The organism is Microbacterium sp. M28 (assembly GCF_025836995.1).
Lineage (GTDB): Bacteria > Actinomycetota > Actinomycetes > Actinomycetales > Microbacteriaceae > Microbacterium.
On the sequence record NZ_CP107546.1, the window covers coordinates 26,321 to 42,422 of the forward strand.

Annotated in this window: 14 protein-coding genes and 1 tRNA gene; 7 read left to right on the forward strand and 8 right to left on the reverse strand. The window is 69.6% G+C overall.

Annotated elements, in window-relative coordinates:
• Positions 1-22: 22 nt before the first annotated feature.
• The 6 genes from OED01_RS00160 to OED01_RS00185 are packed head-to-tail and all read right to left on the reverse strand — an operon-like array spanning position 23 to position 7,156.
• Complete coding sequence (locus OED01_RS00160) at positions 23-1,765, reverse strand: protein kinase domain-containing protein (protein WP_264156371.1); 1,743 nt, start codon at positions 1,763-1,765, stop codon at positions 23-25.
• A complete protein-coding gene (locus OED01_RS00165) occupies positions 1,762-3,225 on the reverse strand; it encodes a peptidoglycan D,D-transpeptidase FtsI family protein (RefSeq protein ID WP_264156372.1) in 1,464 nt (487 codons plus the stop codon). The genes OED01_RS00160 and OED01_RS00165 overlap by 4 nt, the downstream gene beginning before the upstream one ends.
• Complete coding sequence (locus tag OED01_RS00170; RefSeq protein WP_264156373.1) at positions 3,222-4,607, reverse strand: FtsW/RodA/SpoVE family cell cycle protein; 1,386 nt, start codon at positions 4,605-4,607, stop codon at positions 3,222-3,224. The genes OED01_RS00165 and OED01_RS00170 overlap by 4 nt, the downstream gene beginning before the upstream one ends.
• Positions 4,604-5,902, reverse strand: coding sequence for a PP2C family protein-serine/threonine phosphatase (locus tag OED01_RS00175; RefSeq protein WP_264156374.1), 1,299 nt, complete (start codon positions 5,900-5,902; stop codon positions 4,604-4,606). The genes OED01_RS00170 and OED01_RS00175 overlap by 4 nt, the downstream gene beginning before the upstream one ends.
• Before the next feature lie 7 nt (positions 5,903-5,909).
• Entirely contained in the window at positions 5,910-6,443 is a 534-nt protein-coding gene (locus OED01_RS00180; RefSeq protein ID WP_264156375.1) for an FHA domain-containing protein FhaB/FipA, read from the reverse strand.
• Positions 6,440-7,156 (reverse strand): FhaA domain-containing protein, encoded by a 717-nt coding sequence (locus OED01_RS00185; RefSeq protein WP_264156376.1) that lies wholly within the window; start codon positions 7,154-7,156, stop codon positions 6,440-6,442. Before OED01_RS00185 ends, OED01_RS00180 begins: the two co-directional genes overlap by 4 nt.
• 320 nt (positions 7,157-7,476) lie before the next feature.
• Between OED01_RS00185 and OED01_RS00190 the strand changes: the two genes are divergently transcribed.
• The 7 genes from OED01_RS00190 (at position 7,477) to OED01_RS00220 (ending at position 14,182) form a co-directional block, all read left to right on the forward strand.
• Positions 7,477-7,563, forward strand: a tRNA-Leu gene (locus OED01_RS00190).
• 110 nt (positions 7,564-7,673) lie between these two features.
• On the forward strand, positions 7,674-8,060 hold the full coding sequence (locus OED01_RS00195) for a hypothetical protein (RefSeq protein ID WP_264156377.1): 387 nt from the start codon (positions 7,674-7,676) through the stop codon (positions 8,058-8,060).
• 146 nt (positions 8,061-8,206) lie between these two features.
• On the forward strand, positions 8,207-8,416 hold the full coding sequence (locus OED01_RS00200; RefSeq protein ID WP_264156378.1) for a heavy-metal-associated domain-containing protein: 210 nt from the start codon (positions 8,207-8,209) through the stop codon (positions 8,414-8,416).
• Positions 8,416-9,372 (forward strand): heavy-metal-associated domain-containing protein, encoded by a 957-nt coding sequence (locus OED01_RS00205; RefSeq protein WP_264156379.1) that lies wholly within the window; start codon positions 8,416-8,418, stop codon positions 9,370-9,372. The genes OED01_RS00200 and OED01_RS00205 overlap by 1 nt, the downstream gene beginning before the upstream one ends.
• Before the next feature lie 94 nt (positions 9,373-9,466).
• Positions 9,467-11,725, forward strand: a complete 2,259-nt coding sequence (locus OED01_RS00210; RefSeq protein ID WP_264156380.1) for a heavy metal translocating P-type ATPase — start codon at positions 9,467-9,469, stop codon at positions 11,723-11,725.
• Positions 11,726-11,771: 46 nt separating this feature from the next.
• Positions 11,772-12,029, forward strand: coding sequence for a YHS domain-containing protein (locus OED01_RS00215; protein WP_264156381.1), 258 nt, complete (start codon positions 11,772-11,774; stop codon positions 12,027-12,029).
• A gap of 80 nt (positions 12,030-12,109) precedes the next feature.
• Entirely contained in the window at positions 12,110-14,182 is a 2,073-nt protein-coding gene (locus OED01_RS00220) for a heavy metal translocating P-type ATPase (RefSeq protein ID WP_413231595.1), read from the forward strand.
• A gap of 72 nt (positions 14,183-14,254) precedes the next feature.
• Here the strand turns inward: OED01_RS00220 and OED01_RS00225 are convergent, their stop codons facing one another.
• On the reverse strand, positions 14,255-14,857 hold the full coding sequence (locus OED01_RS00225; protein ID WP_264156383.1) for a response regulator transcription factor: 603 nt from the start codon (positions 14,855-14,857) through the stop codon (positions 14,255-14,257).
• Positions 14,854-16,059, reverse strand: coding sequence for a sensor histidine kinase (locus OED01_RS00230; RefSeq protein WP_264156384.1), 1,206 nt, complete (start codon positions 16,057-16,059; stop codon positions 14,854-14,856). The genes OED01_RS00225 and OED01_RS00230 overlap by 4 nt, the downstream gene beginning before the upstream one ends.
• Between the last annotated feature and the right edge of the window lie 43 nt (positions 16,060-16,102).

Genomic DNA, 16,102 nt, shown 5'->3' on the forward strand with positions numbered 1-16,102 from the left:
CACCGGCTGACTGCTCACCAGGCTACCCTTCGGCGTCGCCGCCCGCGTCTACCGCGCCATCGACGTCCGCACCCGGAAGCTCGGTCGCCGCGGGCTGGATCGGTGCGGTCAGCTGGGGGGAGCTCCCGGTTGGCCGGTCGCCGCCGCAGAACGCCTGGTACGTCGCCGTGACGTTCTGTCCGGCCTTGTCCGCACCGATCGTGATCTCGGCGCTGCGCTCGGCTGGCGTGAAGCTGCGGGTCGTCGTGCCGTCGGCGAACGTCGCGTTCGTGATGGTGACCTCGTACGCGCTCAGCGCCGGCACACCGGACGGGCAGGTGTAGTTCGTCCAGTTCAGCATGACCTTCGCACCGGCGACCGCCTCGCCGCCGAGGGTCGGCGCGGAGCTCGGCGGGCTCACGGTGATGACATCGCCGAACAGCGTCAGTGTCAGCGCGGTGCCAGGTTCGACCATTCCGCCGGGCTCGACGCTCTGCACGGTGCCCTTCTGCTCCGGCGAGGAAGCAGGCGTGCTGCCGGTGACGCAGCTGGCATCGAGCCCTGCGGCATCCGCCGCGGTGACGGCCTGGTCGCAGGTCATGCCGACCAGACCGAGCTCGCCGACGTTGACGCGCGGGTCCTCCGTCGGCGTGGGGTCGGGGGTCGGCGTCTGCGACTGCGTGGTCGGCGGAGGCGTCGTGGGCTTCTCCTCCGGGTCGCCGGAGAGCAGCGCGATGATGGTGCCGCCGACGGCGAGCAGCAGGATCACGATGAGCGCGATCAGCGGCCACGTCCACGGGCTGCGCTTCTTCTTCTTCTCCTCTTCGACGGCGTCGTCCGTCTCGAGGGCGGCGGTCGTCGTGAGGATGCGTGTCGCGTCGTCGCCCGAGGCGTCCATCATGCGGGTCGCGTCATCGGCGACGCCGCCGGTGGCGATCGCCGGCACGGCGATCGCCGCGGAGTTCAGATCGCCGCGGCGCAGTGCCTGAGCCGCGCGAGCGACGGTCGCGGCCGAGCTCGGCCGGTCGGCCGGCTTCTTCGTGATCATCGCCATCACGAGGTTCTGCACGGGGATCGGCACGGTCGGCGGCAGCGGCGGCGGCTGCTCGTTGATCTGCGCCATCGCGATCGCGACCTGGGACTCGCCGGTGAACGGACGCTTGCCCGCCAGGGACTCGTACGCCACGATGCCGAGCGAGTAGATGTCGGTCGCAGGGGATGCCGGGTGGCCGGACGCCTGCTCGGGCGACAGGTACTGCACCGTGCCCATCACCTGACCGGTCGCCGTCAGCGGCACCTGGTCGGCGATGCGGGCGATGCCGAAGTCGGTGATCTTGACGCGCCCGTCCGGCGTGATCAGCAGGTTGCCCGGCTTGATGTCGCGGTGCACGAGGCCGGCGGCGTGCGCGGCCTGCAGCGCAGCAGCGGTCTGCGCGACGATGTCCAGCGTCTTGTCCGCGCTCAGGGCGCCGTCGCGCTCGAGGACGGTGGAGAGCGCCTCGCCGGGCACCAACTCCATGACGAGGTAGGCGCTGCCGTTCTCCTCGCCGTAGTCGAACACGCTGGCGATGCCCTCGTGGTTGACGAGTGCGGCGTGCCGGGCCTCGGCGCGGAAGCGCTCGAGGAAGCCCGGATCCCCCATGTACTCGTCCTTGAGGATCTTGATGGCGACTGTTCGGCCGATCACATGATCGGTCGCCTCCCAGACCTCGCCCATGCCGCCGATCGCGATTCGCGACTGGAGCTCGTACCGTCCACCGAACGACACACCCTGCGTCGGCCTCATTTGCTCAGCACCGCCTCAATGACCTTCTTCGCAATCGGAGCGGCAACTGAATTGCCGGATCCGGACTGACCCTTACCACCGCCGTCTTCGACGACGACTGCCACCGCCACCTGCGGATCATCCGCCGGGGCGAAACCTGTGAACCACAGCGTGTACGGCTCTGTGTCACCGTTCTCCGCCGTACCCGTCTTACCGGCGACATCGACTCCGTCTATTCTCGCATTAGACGCGGCTCCGGACGCGACACTCGCGACCATCGCGTCGCTCACGGACTGCGCGACGGACGCTTCGACGGCGCGGCCGAACTCGGTGTTCTCATACGCCCGCTGCACCGACAGATCGGTGCCGATCACGGCATCCACCATCCGCGGGTTCATCACGACGCCGTCGTTGGCCAGCCCTGCCGACACCATGGCCATCTGCAGCGGCGTGGCACGGACATCGCCCTGGCCGAAACCGGTGAGCGCGGTCTGGTCATCGCTGAGCCCGCGCGGGTAGGTGGACGCCGTCGAGGTCAGCGGGATGTCGAAGGACCGGTCGAACCCGTACGCCTCCGCCGTCTCGCGGATCGCGTCATCGCCGATCGCGACGGCCAGCTGCGCCATCGGGATGTTGCAGCTCAGCCGCAGGGCGTCCGCGATCGTGACCGTGGCGCCGGCGCCGCAGGTCCCGCCACCTGCGTTGGAGATCTGCGTGCTGGTCCCAGGCAACGTGTATCGCGCGGGGTTCGGCAGTGTCGACTCGGGGGTCCACTCTCCGGTGGCGAAGGCCGCGGAGGCGACGACGACCTTGAAGGTCGACCCAGGAGGGTTGAGGTTGCCCGCGATGGCCCTGTTGTAGAGCGGGTTGTCGGCGGAATCGCGCAACTGCTCGTAGGTCTCGTTGACCGCGGCGACGTCGTGTACGGCGAGCAGGTTCGTGTCGTAGCTCGGCGACGACGCGAGGGCCAGCACACGGCCCGTCGACGGTTCGATCGCCACGACGGCGCCCTGCAGCCCGTCCAGGGCCTCATAGGCGACCCGCTGCACCTCGGCATCCAGCGTCAGTTCCACGCTGAAGCCGGTCTGCGGCTGTCCGGAGACGATGCGCTCGATCTCGGCGAAGAACGCGCCGGCTCCCGTGCCGGAGAGCTCGGCGTTCATCGCCTTCTCGATGCCGCTGATGCCGGTGCCGGAGAGCGCGGGATTGAAGTACCCGGTGACGGGCGCCCACATCGCGGCATCCGTGTAGTTGCGCTGGAACGCATAGTTGTCATCGGTCGGTGTCGAGTAGGCGATCGGCGTCCCCGAGGCGATGATCGAGCCGCGCTGGATCTCGTATCCGTTCAGCAGGGTGCGCCTGTTGTTCGGGTTCTGGGCCAGGGCATCGGCCTCGACGACCTGGATCCAGCTGGTCGCGATGAACAGCGACAGGAACATCGCGAGCATGATGATGCTGAGGCGGCGCAGTTCCTTGGTCATCCGATCACCACCCTCGGCTGACGGCGCACACCGTCGGAGATGCGCAGCAGCAGCGCGACGATGAGCCAGTTGGCGATCAGAGACGATCCGCCGGCGGCCAGGAAGGGGGTCGTGAGGCCCGTCAGTGGGATGAGCCGCGTGACGCCGCCGACCATGATGAACACCTGCAGCGCGATCGTGAACGACAGGCCGGTCGCGAGGAGCTTGCCGAAGTCGTCCTGGCCGGCCATGCCGATGCGGATGCCGCGACTGATGAAGACCATGTACAGGCAGAGGATCGCGAAGATGCCCACCAGCCCGAGCTCCTCCCCGAGGCTCGGGATGATGTAGTCGCTGTGCGCCAGCGGCGTCACCTGCGGGCGGCCCATGCCGAGTCCGGTTCCGATGAGCCCGCCCTGGGCGAGACCGAAGATGCCCTGCTGCAGCTGGAATCCGGCGCCCTGCGGGTCGACGATGCTCGGGTCGAACGCATACAGCCAGTTGGTGAAGCGACCGCGCACGTAGCTGAGGATCTGGGTGGCGAGGAAGACGCCGACCGCGACGAGGGCGAGGCCGATCACGACCCAGCTCGTCTTGCCGGTGGCGACGTAGAGCATCGCGATGAACATGCCGAAGATCAGCACACCGGTGCCGAGGTCGCGCTGGAAGACGATGATGCCCAGCGAGATCAGCCACACGACGATCACGGGGCCGAGTTCGCGGGCTCGGGGCCACGTGATGCCGAGGAAGCGCGTGCCGACCGACGTCAGGCTCTCCCGCGTGCGCACGAGGTATCCGGCGAAGAAGATCGCCAGGCACAGCTTGGCGAGCTCACCGGGCTGGAAGGAGATGAAGCCGCCGAGCGACACCCACACGTCGGCGTTCGCGGTCGTGACGCGCAGCCCGGGGACGAACGGCAGCAGCAGCAGCACGATTCCGGCGAGGCCGAACAGGTACGTGTAGCGGAACAGCACGCGGTAGTTGCGCAGCGCGATGACCAGCGCGATCGCGCCGGCGAGGGAGATCGCCGTCCACGCCAGCTGCTTGGACGAGTACGCATCCCAGCCGGTGAGGTTCTTGGCCAGGTCGATCCGGTAGATCATGGCGATGCCGAGCCCGGTGAGCAGCGTCGCGATCGGGACGACGAACGGGTCGGCGTCCGACGCGACGATGCGCAGCACGATGTGCAGGGCGAACACCAGCACCGCGAGTCCGCCGCCGATGAACAGGATCATGGGGTCGATCGTGCCGAGAGCGCCGAGCTGCACCAGGGCGAGGGCTGCGCCGCTGAGCGCGCACGCGAACAGCAGCAGCCAGAATTCGCGGTTGCGCTGCGTCTGGGGCAGCCGCATCTTCTTCAGCGCCTTGATGACCGCGGTGTCTGCGGCGACGTCGGTGCTCATGGCGCCCCCTCTTCCGTGGGCAGCGGAGTCGGCATCGGCGTGGTCCGCGCCTCGTCCTCCTTGACGGCGTCGGCTCCGGCCTGCAGGCGCAGGACGATGGCCTCGGCATCCGCGAGGGACCGGGCGTTGATCGTGCGCTCGACCGAGGCCCGCTGGTACGGCGGCAGGTCGGCGAGCAGGATGTCGGTGTCCTCGATCGGCGACGACAGCGTGATCGGGCCGATGTTCTGCTGCACGCCCTGGAAGATCACGACGCTGTCCTCGTCGGCACCGACGAAGTAGCGGGTCTGCGTCCAGTTGTAGGCGAGGAACCCCGCGCCGATCAGCGCCAGCAGGGCGATGACGAGCGCGCTGATCCATCCGGCGCGTCGGCGCTTCGCCCGGCGCTTGTCCTCTTCGATGAGCTCTTCGAGGTAGTCGGCGGCCGGTTCGAAGTGGGTCGGTTCGTTCGCCGCCTGCCGAACCGGGTGCAGCCAGCTGCTGCGACTCGCGCGGGCAGCGGGGACCAGGATGCCTGAGGGGTTCGATGCCGAGCCGACGATGGTCGCCGTACCGGAGGAGAGTGGATGCTGTCCTCCCACGTCCACCAGCACGATCGTGACGTTGTCCGGCGCTCCGCCGTCCAGCGCCTGCTTGAGCAGGGTGTCCGCGGTGCGACCGGGGGCGAGGCCCTGGCGCATGACCTTCGCGATGTGCAGCTCGTCGACCACGCCGGAGAGCCCGTCTGAACAGAGCAGCCAGCGGTCACCGGGGAGCGTCGGCATGACGAACATGTCGAGCTCCGGGTCGTTGTCCATGTCGCTGAGCACGCGCATGAGGACGGAGCGCCGCGGGTGGTAGCGCGCCTCCTCCGGCGTGATGCGGCCCGAGTCGACGAGGCGCTGGACGAACGTGTGGTCTGCGGTGATCTGCGTGAGCTCGTCGTCGCGGAAGAGATAGATGCGCGAATCGCCGATGTGACCGATGACGGCGTACTCGTCGACCATGATGATCGCGCTGACCGTGGTGCCCAGGCCTGCGAGCTCCGGACGGTCCTTGGCAGCGCGGATCAGATCGCCCGCGGCGGTCGTCGTCGCCGCCTGGAGGGATGCCTGCGCGTCGTCGGTCGTCGGGTACGTGGTGTCCAGCGGTGCGAGGCGCTGGATCGCGATGCTCGACGCGACATCGCCACCCGCGTGGCCGCCCATGCCGTCGGCGACGGCGAACAGGTTGGCTCCGGCGTAACCGGAGTCCTGGTTGTTGGAGCGGACCTTCCCGGTGTGGGAGATCGCGGCGCTCGAGCCCTCGAAGACCATGCCGCGCTCAGGCTCGCAGTTCGAAGGTCGTGGCGCCCACCTTGACGGGGATGCCGATGCCGATCACGGCAGGGCCGCCGCTGAGGCGCTTGCCGTCGAGGTACGTGCCGTTCGTCGAGTCGAGATCCTGGATGGTCCAGGTGCCGCCGCGCAGCATCAGACGCGCGTGGTGGCTGGAGGTGTAGTCGTCGCGGATCACGAGCCCGGATTCGCTCGAGCGGCCGATCGTCATGGGCTCGCTGCCGAGGGGGATCTCCAGGCCCGCCTTCGGGCCGGAGGTGATGACGAGGCGCGTGGCGCTGGTCGCGGTCGCCGGGGAGCCGGGCTTGGCCGCCGGTGCGGACGCCTTCGCCGAGATGCCGGATGCCGGCGTGGAGGCCGGGGTCGATGAGGCCGCCGGTGCCGCCGTGGCCTCGGCGGGGAGCTTGCGCGCGCGGACGCCGAAGAGGTCGGCGCGCAGCGAGTACACGACGCCGAACACGAAGAACCACAGCAGGACGAGGAAGCCCACGCGCAGCAGGACGAGGACGAGTTCACTCACGGCGTCACCCCGAAGGCACGCGTCGCGTCGTCGTCCCTGCGCTGCGGCGAGGCCACCGGAACGACCCGGAAGACGAGGTCGGTGCGGCCGATCGTGATCGTGGTGTCGGAATCGAGGCGCGCTTCGCGGACCTTGTCCCCGTTGACCTTGGTGCCGTTCGTCGATCCGAGATCGCGCATCATGGCGCGCTCGCCGTCCCAGAGGATCTCCGCATGGCGGCGGCTCGAACCGGCATCCGAGATCGTGATGTCGGCGTCGCTGCCGCGGCCGATGACCGTGCGCGACCGGGAGATCGAGTGCCGGCGACCGTCGACGTCGACGACGGCCTGCCAGGTGACGCGTCCCTCGATCGTCGAGGAGTTCACCCGGACCGTGCCGGTGGCGACCTTCTCGTCGGCCTCGAGGGCGATGGAGAGGGGGCCGGCGAAGCTGTAGCCCTGGGTCTTGCCGTGCTTGGTGACGAGGGCGAGCAGTTCGTCGATGAGGGGGCTGCCGACCGACTGCATCCGCTCGGCGTCGTCGGGGCTGAGGCGCACGAGGTAACTGTTGGGCGCGATGATGCGGTCACGACTGACGATCGCGGCCTTCGTGTCGGCTTCGCGCCGCAAGGCGGAGGCGATCTCCACCGGCTGGATGCCGCTGCGGAAGGTCTTCGCGAACGCGCTGTTCACAGCGCGCTCGAGACCCTTCTCAAAGCTGTCAAGTAGTCCCACGGGGCTCCTCTGGCATGCCGACTGGTACGGCCATCGTAGTCAGGTGTCCTGAGTGAACGCCTTCGTGCCGCGGATTTGCGGCGATGTGGCGGCGGCGGGCCGCGCGAGCCGGGCGTCGTGCGGGCCGCGTGGGGGATGCGCGTGGGCCGTGAGACTTGGTTTGCGGGGTGAGACTTGGCTCAGTAAGCGAAGTCTCACCGCGCAGAGTACGTCTCGTCGGGCGGGGCGGCCACGTCGCGCGGCGGAGATGACCGCGGTTTCACCGACCCGCGAAACGCGTGATATCCTCGGGAAGTTGAGTTCTTCGGAACGAGACACTCGCGCGAGTGGCGGAATAGGTAGACGCGCTGGCTTCAGGTGCCAGTGTTCGCAAGGACGTGGGGGTTCAAGTCCCCCCTCGCGCACCACCACAGGTCCTGAGTCACGACTTCGTTTTCGAACGAGTCGCGGCTCAGGACTTTTTTGTCGGCCGTTGTTGTCCCACCGGTAGCCTCCATACAACGAAGCACGGGAGGCGATGATGCGGATCGACGGGCGGCAGCTGGGCCGATGGAGCCTTCGCATCGATGCCGCGTACTGCGCGCTTCTGGGGGTGGGCGTCGCCCTGTTCTCGGCGCAGATCGCCGAAGGCGTGGCGCTTCCGCAACCCCTGATCGCGGCGGTCGGGATCACGGTGGTCGTCTGGGCCGGAAGCATCCTCTGGATGCTCGCTCGACTTCCCCTGCGCTTCGCCCTGCGGCTGGTGATGATCGCCAACCTCCTGGCGGCGGTCGCCGTCGCTTTCACCTCCATCGCCGCCGCGACGGTGCTCGTCATCGCTGCGATCGTGGCGATCGCGATCGACATCGCGCTCTTCGCGACCAGCCAGGCGATCGCCCTGCGCGCGCTCCCCGCGCGGGCCTGACGATCACCCTCTCCCGTCGCGGTTCGCGCCTCTCGCGTCCGCCGTTCCGCAGTCCTGCGCCTTGACGGGAATACCCCCCATGGGTATAGGGTTGCATCAGTCGTATACCCCTCCTGGGTACTCCGAGCGAGACGAGAGGAAGAACCATGAGCACCACCGAATACCAGGTCACCGGAATGACGTGCAGCCACTGCGAGATGTCGGTCCGCGAAGAGGTCGGCCAGGTCGCCGGCGTCAGCGGCATCGAGGTCAGCGCCTCCGACGGCAGGCTCGTCGTCACCAGCGACGCCCCCGTGGACGATGCGGCCGTCATCGCCGCCGTCGACGAGGCCGGCTACGCCGCGGTGCGCGCCTGATGAACACCGCAGGCCGCCTGGGTCTCTACGGCGCGGGCCTCGTGGTCGCGTTCGGCGCCGCCTACGTGGCCGCCGGCGCGATCGTGCCCGACAGCACGGTCGCCGCGTGGAGTCAGGCGAGCCATGCGGAAGACCCCGGCCACGCAGTCGAGCAGCAGGAACCCGCAGCCACAGAACAGAACGAACAGGAGGTGACCGGCGTGACGATGTCGGCATCCGGATTCACCCTCGCCCCCATCGCCGCCCCAGCGGCCGCAGGCGCCGACGGCGAGCTCGCGTTCCGCATCCTCACCGCGGACGGCGAGGCGGTCACGACCTACGACACCGCCCACGGCAAGCAGCTGCACCTGATCGTGGTGCGCAACGACGGGACGCAGTACCGCCACGTGCACCCCGAACTGGATGCCGCGACCGGCGTCTGGTCGCTCCCATGGACCTGGGATGCCGCAGGCACCTACCGGGTCTACGCCGACTTCGTCTCCGACGGCACAGCCGCGACCCTGTCGCGCACGGTCGACGTCGCCGGCATCCTGACCCCCAGCCCGGCGACCGAGGTCATCCGGGCCGCATCCGTCGACGGCTTCGACGTCGCGATCACAGGCGACCTGGTCGCCGGTGCCGACAGCGGACTCAGCGTCGAGGTGACCCGCGACGGCGAACCCGTCACGACGCTCGAGCCGTACCTGGGCGCGTTCGGTCACCTCGTCGCCCTCCGCGACGGCGACCTCGCCTACCTGCACGTCCACGCGCACGGCGACGAGCCGCAGCCAGGCGACACGGCCGGCCCCACCGTCGACTTCACCGCCGGCGTCCCGTCGGCCGGGCGCTACCTGCTCTACCTGGACTTCCAGGTCGACGGGCAGGTCCACACCGCGCAGTTCGTCCTGGATGCCGCGGCATCCGATGCCGCAGAGGACCACGGGTCCGACGGCGGCGGCGACCACGGCGGACACTGACACCGAGAAACCACTTGCGAAACGAGAAACCACCACTGGAGTGGTTTCTCGCGCGGGGAGTGATTTCTCGCGAACCGATCCTGAGGAGACACACATGAGCGACACGACAAGCGACGTCGCCAGCGTCGAGCTGGAGATCGGCGGCATGACGTGCGCCTCGTGCGCCATGCGCATCGAGAAGAAGCTCAACCGGCTCGACGGCGTGACGGCCACCGTGAACTACGCGACCGAGAAGGCGAAGGTCACGGCCCCCGCCGGCTTCGACACGGCGCTGCTCATCGCGGAGGTCGAGAAGACCGGCTACACCGCCGAGCTCCCCACTCCGCCCTCCGACAGCCGCGAGGCCGACGACGAGGACGCTCCGGATGCCGAGCTCACAGGCCTGCGCAACCGACTGATCGTGTCCGCCGTGCTGACGGTGCCGGTCATCGCGATGGCGATGATCCCGGCGCTGCAGTTCCCGTACTGGCAGTGGCTGTCGCTCACGCTCGCGGCCCCGGTGATCGTGTGGGGTGCCTGGCCGTTCCACAAGGCGGCGTGGACGAACCTCCGTCACGGCGCGGCCACGATGGACACGCTCATCTCGATGGGCACGATCGCGGCGTTCGCGTGGTCGCTGTATGCGCTGTTCCTCGGAACCGCCGGTGTTCCGGGCATGACGCACGCGTTCGAGCTGACCGTGGCTCCGAGCGACGGCGCCGCCAACATCTACCTCGAGGTCGGCGCCGGGGTGACGACGTTCATCCTCGCCGGGCGCTACTTCGAGAAGCGCTCGAAGCGTCAGGCCGGAGCGGCGCTGCGCGCCCTGCTCGAACTCGGCGCGAAGGACGTCGCCGTGTTGCGAAACGGCGTCGAGACCCGCATCCCGATCACGGACTTGACGGTGGGCGACGAATTCATCGTGCGGCCGGGCGAGAAGATCGCCACCGACGGAATCGTCGTCTCCGGAACCTCCGCCGTCGACGCCTCCATGCTGACGGGCGAGTCCGTTCCCGTCGAGGTCGGTCCAGGGGATGCCGTCACCGGCGCGACCGTGAACGCCGGCGGCCGTCTCGTCGTCCGCACCACCCGCGTCGGCGCCGACACCCAGCTCGCGCAGATGGCGAAGCTCGTCGAGGACGCGCAGTCCGGCAAGGCCGACGTGCAGCGTCTTGCAGACAAGGTGTCCGGGATCTTCGTGCCGATCGTCATCGCGATCGCCGTGGTGACGCTCGGCGCCTGGCTGGGTGCAGGATTCCCCGCGTCCGCCGCCTTCACCGCCGCCGTCGCGGTCCTGATCATCGCGTGCCCGTGCGCGCTCGGACTGGCAACCCCGACCGCTCTGCTGGTCGGCACCGGTCGCGGGGCGCAGATGGGCATCCTCATCAAGGGCCCCGAGGTCCTCGAGTCCACGCGCAAGGTCGACACGATCGTGCTCGACAAGACGGGCACGGTCACGACCGGTCGCATGACGCTCGTCGACGTGCACACCGCCGACGGCGTGGATCGCGCCGATCTGCTGCGCCTCGCCGGAGCGCTGGAGGATGCCTCGGAGCACCCGATCGCGCAGGCAATCGCGAAGGCAGCCACCCAGGAGCTCGGCACGCTCCCCGTCCCCGAGGACTTCACCAACATCGAGGGCAAGGGCGTGCAGGGCGTCGTCGAACGGCACGGGGTGCTCGTCGGCCGCGAATCGCTGCTGGCGGACTGGGCGCAGCCCCTCCCCGCCGCGCTGTCGGCCGCGAAGAGCGAGGCCGAACGGCAGGGTCGCACGGCCATCGCCGTCGGCTGGGACGGTCAGGCCCGCGGCATCCTCGTGGTGTCGGATGCCGTCAAGCCCACCAGCGCCCGGGCGATCGCCCAGCTGAAGGCCCTCGGTCTCACGCCGATCCTGCTCACCGGCGACAACCGCGCCGCCGCCGAGCAGATCGCGGCCGAGGTCGGCATCGACACCGTGATCGCCGAGGTGCTGCCCGCCGACAAGGTCGACGTCGTCACCCGACTGCAGGCGGAGGGGAAGGTCGTGGCGATGGTCGGAGACGGCGTCAACGACGCCGCGGCCCTCGCACAGGCCGACCTGGGCCTCGCGATGGGAACCGGCACCGACGTCGCGATCGAAGCGAGCGACATCACGCTGGTCCGCGGTGATCTCCGAAGCGCGGCCGACGCGATCCGCCTGTCGCGCCGCACGCTCGGCACCATCAAGGGCAATCTGTTCTGGGCCTTCGCCTACAACGTCGCGGCGATCCCGCTCGCGGCGCTCGGCCTGCTCAATCCCATGCTCGCCGGAGCCGCCATGGCGTTCTCCAGCGTGTTCGTCGTCGGCAACAGTCTGCGTCTGCGGTCCTTCCGCAGCCAGGCGACGGATGCCTGACCCCGCGGCGACCATCGCCGATCCACACCACCGAGAGGAACACCCCATGTCCGAGACATCAGCCGGATCCTGCTGCAGCGTCGGCGGAAGCGCCACCGTCGATGCGGCGGGCCGCAAGGATCTGCTCGCCTCGAGCGCGATCGACGTCGCCGTGTGCGTCGTCATGGGCGGAAGCGTCGCGAAGTCGGATGCCGAAGCCGCCGGTCTCTACCGAGACCATGAAGGCGAGCGGTACTACTTCTGCTGCGCCGGGTGCGCGCCGAAATTCGACGCGGACCCCGCGAAGTACGTCGCGGCGGCGTGAACTGAGTCGGTCGTGCGGGGCTCTTGGAGCACCGCACGACCCGGCCGTCGGAGGAGCACGAGAGTCGGAAGGGATGCATCATGCGGGACATGAACGAGCACGAAGGGCATGGTGGGCACGCGGGGCACGACGAGCACTCCGGGCACGCGGACCACTCCGGACACGGCGGGCACGGGGATCACGTCGCCCAGTTCCGGAAGCTGTTCTGGATCATGCTGATCCTGGCCGTGCCGACCGTCGCCCTGTCCGGGATGTTCGCGATGATCCTCGGCTACACCCTCCCCGACATCCCCGGTCTGGCCTGGGTCTCACCGATCCTCGGCACGGTGATGTACGTATGGGGCGGGCGACCGTTCCTCACCGGCGCCGTCAGCGAACTGCGCGCCCGCAAACCGGGCATGATGCTCCTGATCGGCCTGGCCATCACGGTGGCATTCCTCGCATCCTGGGGCGCGACCCTCGGCATCCTGCACCACGAGCTCGACTTCTGGTGGGAGCTCGCGCTGCTGATCGTCATCATGCTCCTCGGCCACTGGATCGAGATGCGCTCGCTGGCTCAGACGACCTCGGCTCTCGACTCGCTCGCAGCGCTCCTCCCGGACGAGGCAGAGCGCGTCGAAGGCGGCGAGGTCGTCGTCGTCTCCCCCACCGATCTCGCGGTCGGCGACGTGGTCGTGGTCCGGCCGGGCGGAAGCATCCCGGCCGACGGCCGCATCGTCGACGGCCGCGCTGCGATGGACGAGTCGATGATCACCGGCGAGTCCCGCACCGTGACCCGCGGCGTCGGCGACGACGTGACAGCGGGCACGGTGGCCACAGACTCCGGCCTGCGGGTCGAGGTGACGGCGACGGGCGAGGACACGGCGCTCGCCGGCATCCAGCGGCTGGTGACCGAGGCGCAGAACTCGTCCTCACGGGCGCAGCGCCTGGCCGACACCGCAGCGGGCTGGCTGTTCTGGTTCGCGCTGGGCGCCGGCATCCTCACGGCTGTCATCTGGACGCTGGTCGGGATGCCGGACGAAGCCGTGATCCGCACCATCACGGTCCTCGTGATCGCCTGCCCCCACGCGCTCGGACTCGCCATCCCGCTGGTCGTCTCGATCGCGACCGAGCGGGCCGCGCGCGGCGGGGTGCTCGTCAAGGACCGCCTGGCGCTCGAGAGCATGCGCACCGTCGACACGGTCCTGTTCGACAAGACCGGAACCCTGACCAAGGGTGAGCCGGTGGTGAGCGAGGTCTTCGTCATCGACGGCGATGACGAAGATGATGTGCTCGCGCTCGCCGCGGCCGCGGAGGCCGACAGCGAGCATCCGCTCGCGAAGGCGATCGTCCGCAGCGCCGCCGAACGAGGGCTCCGTGTTCCCGCGAGCACGGATTTCACTTCCTCCCCCGCGGTCGGCGTGACGGCGACGGTCTCGGGTTCTGTCGTCCGCGTCGGCGGTCCGCACCTGCTCACCGAGGAAGGCGCCGCCGAACTCTCCGTCGCCGACACGTGGCGCGCGGACGGCGCGATCATCCTGCACGTCCTGCGTGACGGCGTCGTGGTCGGAGCGCTCAAGCTCGCGGACGAGGTGCGCCCCGAATCGCGGGATGCAGTCGACGCGCTGCATGCGCTCGGGATCCAGGTCGTCATGATCACCGGGGATGCCGAGGCCGTCGCCCGCTCGGTCGCGGACGAACTCGGCGTCGACCGGTTCTTCGCGGGCGTGCGCCCGGAGGACAAGGCGGCGACCGTGCAGAAGCTGCAGCGCGAGGGCCGCAAGGTCGCGATGGTCGGCGACGGCGTCAACGACGCCCCTGCACTGGCTCAGACCGACGTCGGACTCGCGATCGGCGCCGGCACGGATGTCGCGATCGCCTCGGCCGGGGTGATACTCGCCAGCGACGATCCTCGGTCGGTGCTCTCCGTGATCGAGCTGTCCCGAGCCGCGTACCGCAAGATGAAGCAGAACCTCTGGTGGGCAGCCGGGTACAACCTGCTGTCCGTCCCGCTCGCCGCCGGCGTCCTCGCGCCGATCGGGTTCGTGCTGCCGATGTCCGTGGGCGCGATCCTCATGTCGCTGTCGACGATCGTCGTGGCGTTGAACGCGCAGCTGCTGCGTCGACTGGACCTGCGACCGGAGGCGTCCACCCGCGCGGTCCTCGACCGCTGACCCGGGCCCGGGCTTCTGACCGAGGGACGGATGCCGGGAACGGCAGCGACCGGACCCGGACGCCCGGACGGGTCAGATCCAGCCGCGCTCCTCCGCGAGCAGCACGGCCTGCTGTCGCGTGGCGACATGCAGCTTGCCGAGCACGGCGGAGATGTGATTGCGCACCGTTCCAGGGGCGAGCGACAGCGACCGCGCGATCTGACCCGTCGTCTCGCCGCGGCGACCGGCCCTCAGCACGTCGAGTTCGCGGTCGGTCAGCGGAGAGCGCTCGTCGCTCAGCGCGTCGGCCGCCACCTCCGGATCGACGTAGCGCGCACCGGCCGCCACGCGCCGGATCACCTCGGCGACCTCGCCGGCGCCGCGGGACTTCGGCAGGAATCCCGCGACCCCGGAGGCCAGCGCGCGCCGCAGCACACCTGGCCGGGCATGCCGGGTCACGACGATGCACCGCGCTGTCGCGGAACGCGACAGACGCTCGGCGACCTCGACGCCGTCCAGCCCCGGCATCTCCAGGTCCAGCAGGCAGATGTCCGGCGCGAGGCGGAGCGCTTCCGCCACCGCCTCCGTGCCGTTCGCGCACTCCGCCACGATCTCGATGTCGTCCTCGAGGTTCAGCAGCGCGGCGAGAGCCGATCGGATCATCGCCTCGTCGTCGGCCACGAGCACCCGGATCACCGCTCCCCCTCCGGCACGGTCACGACGACGGTGAACTCGCCGCGTCCGCGGTCGATCTCCACGGTTCCGCCCGCTTCGGCGGCTCGTCGGGCGATCCCGTCCAGCCCCGAACCGGTGTCATCGGCATCGGAGGAGGATGCTCCGACGTCGTTGGCGATCTCGTACCGCCACGCACCGGCGACGCGCGTCAAAGACAGACGGGCCCATTTGCCCCCGCCGTGGCGCAGGACGTTGGTGGTGGTCTCGCGGATCACCGGCCCCAGGACGGATGCCGGAGCGGCGTCGGCCGCGGCATCCACCGCCGACTCGGCCGGCGTGCCGGCTGCCCGCAGCAGATCGACCGCGTTCGCGATCTCATCGCGCAGCGGCACGGAGCGGAAGCGCAGCGCGAGGTCGCGGGTGCCCTGCCGAGCCTCGTCCACACTGGTTCTCGCGAGCCGGATCTGATCGAGCGCGGCGGCGGGATCCTTCGCCATCAGTCTTTCCGCGAGTTCGAGCTGCAGGGCGATGACCTGCAGGTGGTGGCCCTGCAGATCGTGCACGTCGGTCGCGACGCGCAGACGCTCCTGCGTGGCGCCGAGCCGCGATTCGGCGGCGCGGGCGCGGTCGAGCGTGATCAGCACGTCCCACCACCACAGCGACAGGACCGACATCGAGGGCAGCAGGATCGAGAAGACGGCGAGCATCCACCCACTGGACTCGGTGATCGGTTCCAGCGTCCCGGCGTTGCGGTCCAGGATCCACAGTCCGATCAGCACCGCGGTGACGGCGATGACCAGCCGCAGCCGCACACCGCGCGGCCAGTTGAGCAGGACGAGCGGCTGGAAGACCGCGAACCCGGCCACGATCCACAGCCCCGAGGCCAGCCCGGCCGCCGTGGCGTAGGCCACCGCGATCGCCAGCGGAAGGGCGATGCGTTGCCAGGGGCCCGTACCCGCGGCGTCGTCCCTGTGCCGGTACTGGACCAGCAGCAGGAGCGTCGCGGCCCACCACAGCAGCCCGCCGATGCCGATGACGGCGACGGCCGCTGATCCGAGACCTGCCTCGACGACGGTTGCCGTCGCCAGGAGCACGAGCATGAACTCGAGGAAGATCACCGCGGACACCGTGTACCACCACGTCGCCGAGATCCCCCTGGCGAGGCGTCGGGCGCTGGTGGCTGCGGTTCCGGCATCCGTGCGGGGTGTGCTCGGAGTCGTCATGCGCACCACATTACGGCCATGACAGTTGTCACCCGTTCGGGGT

Coding starts and splice junctions, on each gene's coding strand:
- OED01_RS00215 (WP_264156381.1), top strand. CDS start 11,772: ATGTCCGAGACATCAGCCGGATCCTGCTGCAGCGTCGGCGGAAGCGCC.
- OED01_RS00220 (WP_413231595.1), top strand. CDS start 12,110: ATGCGGGACATGAACGAGCACGAAGGGCATGGTGGGCACGCGGGGCAC.
- OED01_RS00160 (WP_264156371.1), bottom strand. CDS start 1,765: ATGAGGCCGACGCAGGGTGTGTCGTTCGGTGGACGGTACGAGCTCCAG.
- OED01_RS00230 (WP_264156384.1), bottom strand. CDS start 16,059: ATGACGACTCCGAGCACACCCCGCACGGATGCCGGAACCGCAGCCACC.
- OED01_RS00200 (WP_264156378.1), top strand. CDS start 8,207: ATGAGCACCACCGAATACCAGGTCACCGGAATGACGTGCAGCCACTGC.
- OED01_RS00210 (WP_264156380.1), top strand. CDS start 9,467: ATGAGCGACACGACAAGCGACGTCGCCAGCGTCGAGCTGGAGATCGGC.
- OED01_RS00195 (WP_264156377.1), top strand. CDS start 7,674: ATGATGCGGATCGACGGGCGGCAGCTGGGCCGATGGAGCCTTCGCATC.
- OED01_RS00205 (WP_264156379.1), top strand. CDS start 8,416: ATGAACACCGCAGGCCGCCTGGGTCTCTACGGCGCGGGCCTCGTGGTC.
- OED01_RS00170 (WP_264156373.1), bottom strand. CDS start 4,607: ATGAGCACCGACGTCGCCGCAGACACCGCGGTCATCAAGGCGCTGAAG.
- OED01_RS00165 (WP_264156372.1), bottom strand. CDS start 3,225: ATGACCAAGGAACTGCGCCGCCTCAGCATCATCATGCTCGCGATGTTC.
- OED01_RS00175 (WP_264156374.1), bottom strand. CDS start 5,902: ATGGTCTTCGAGGGCTCGAGCGCCGCGATCTCCCACACCGGGAAGGTC.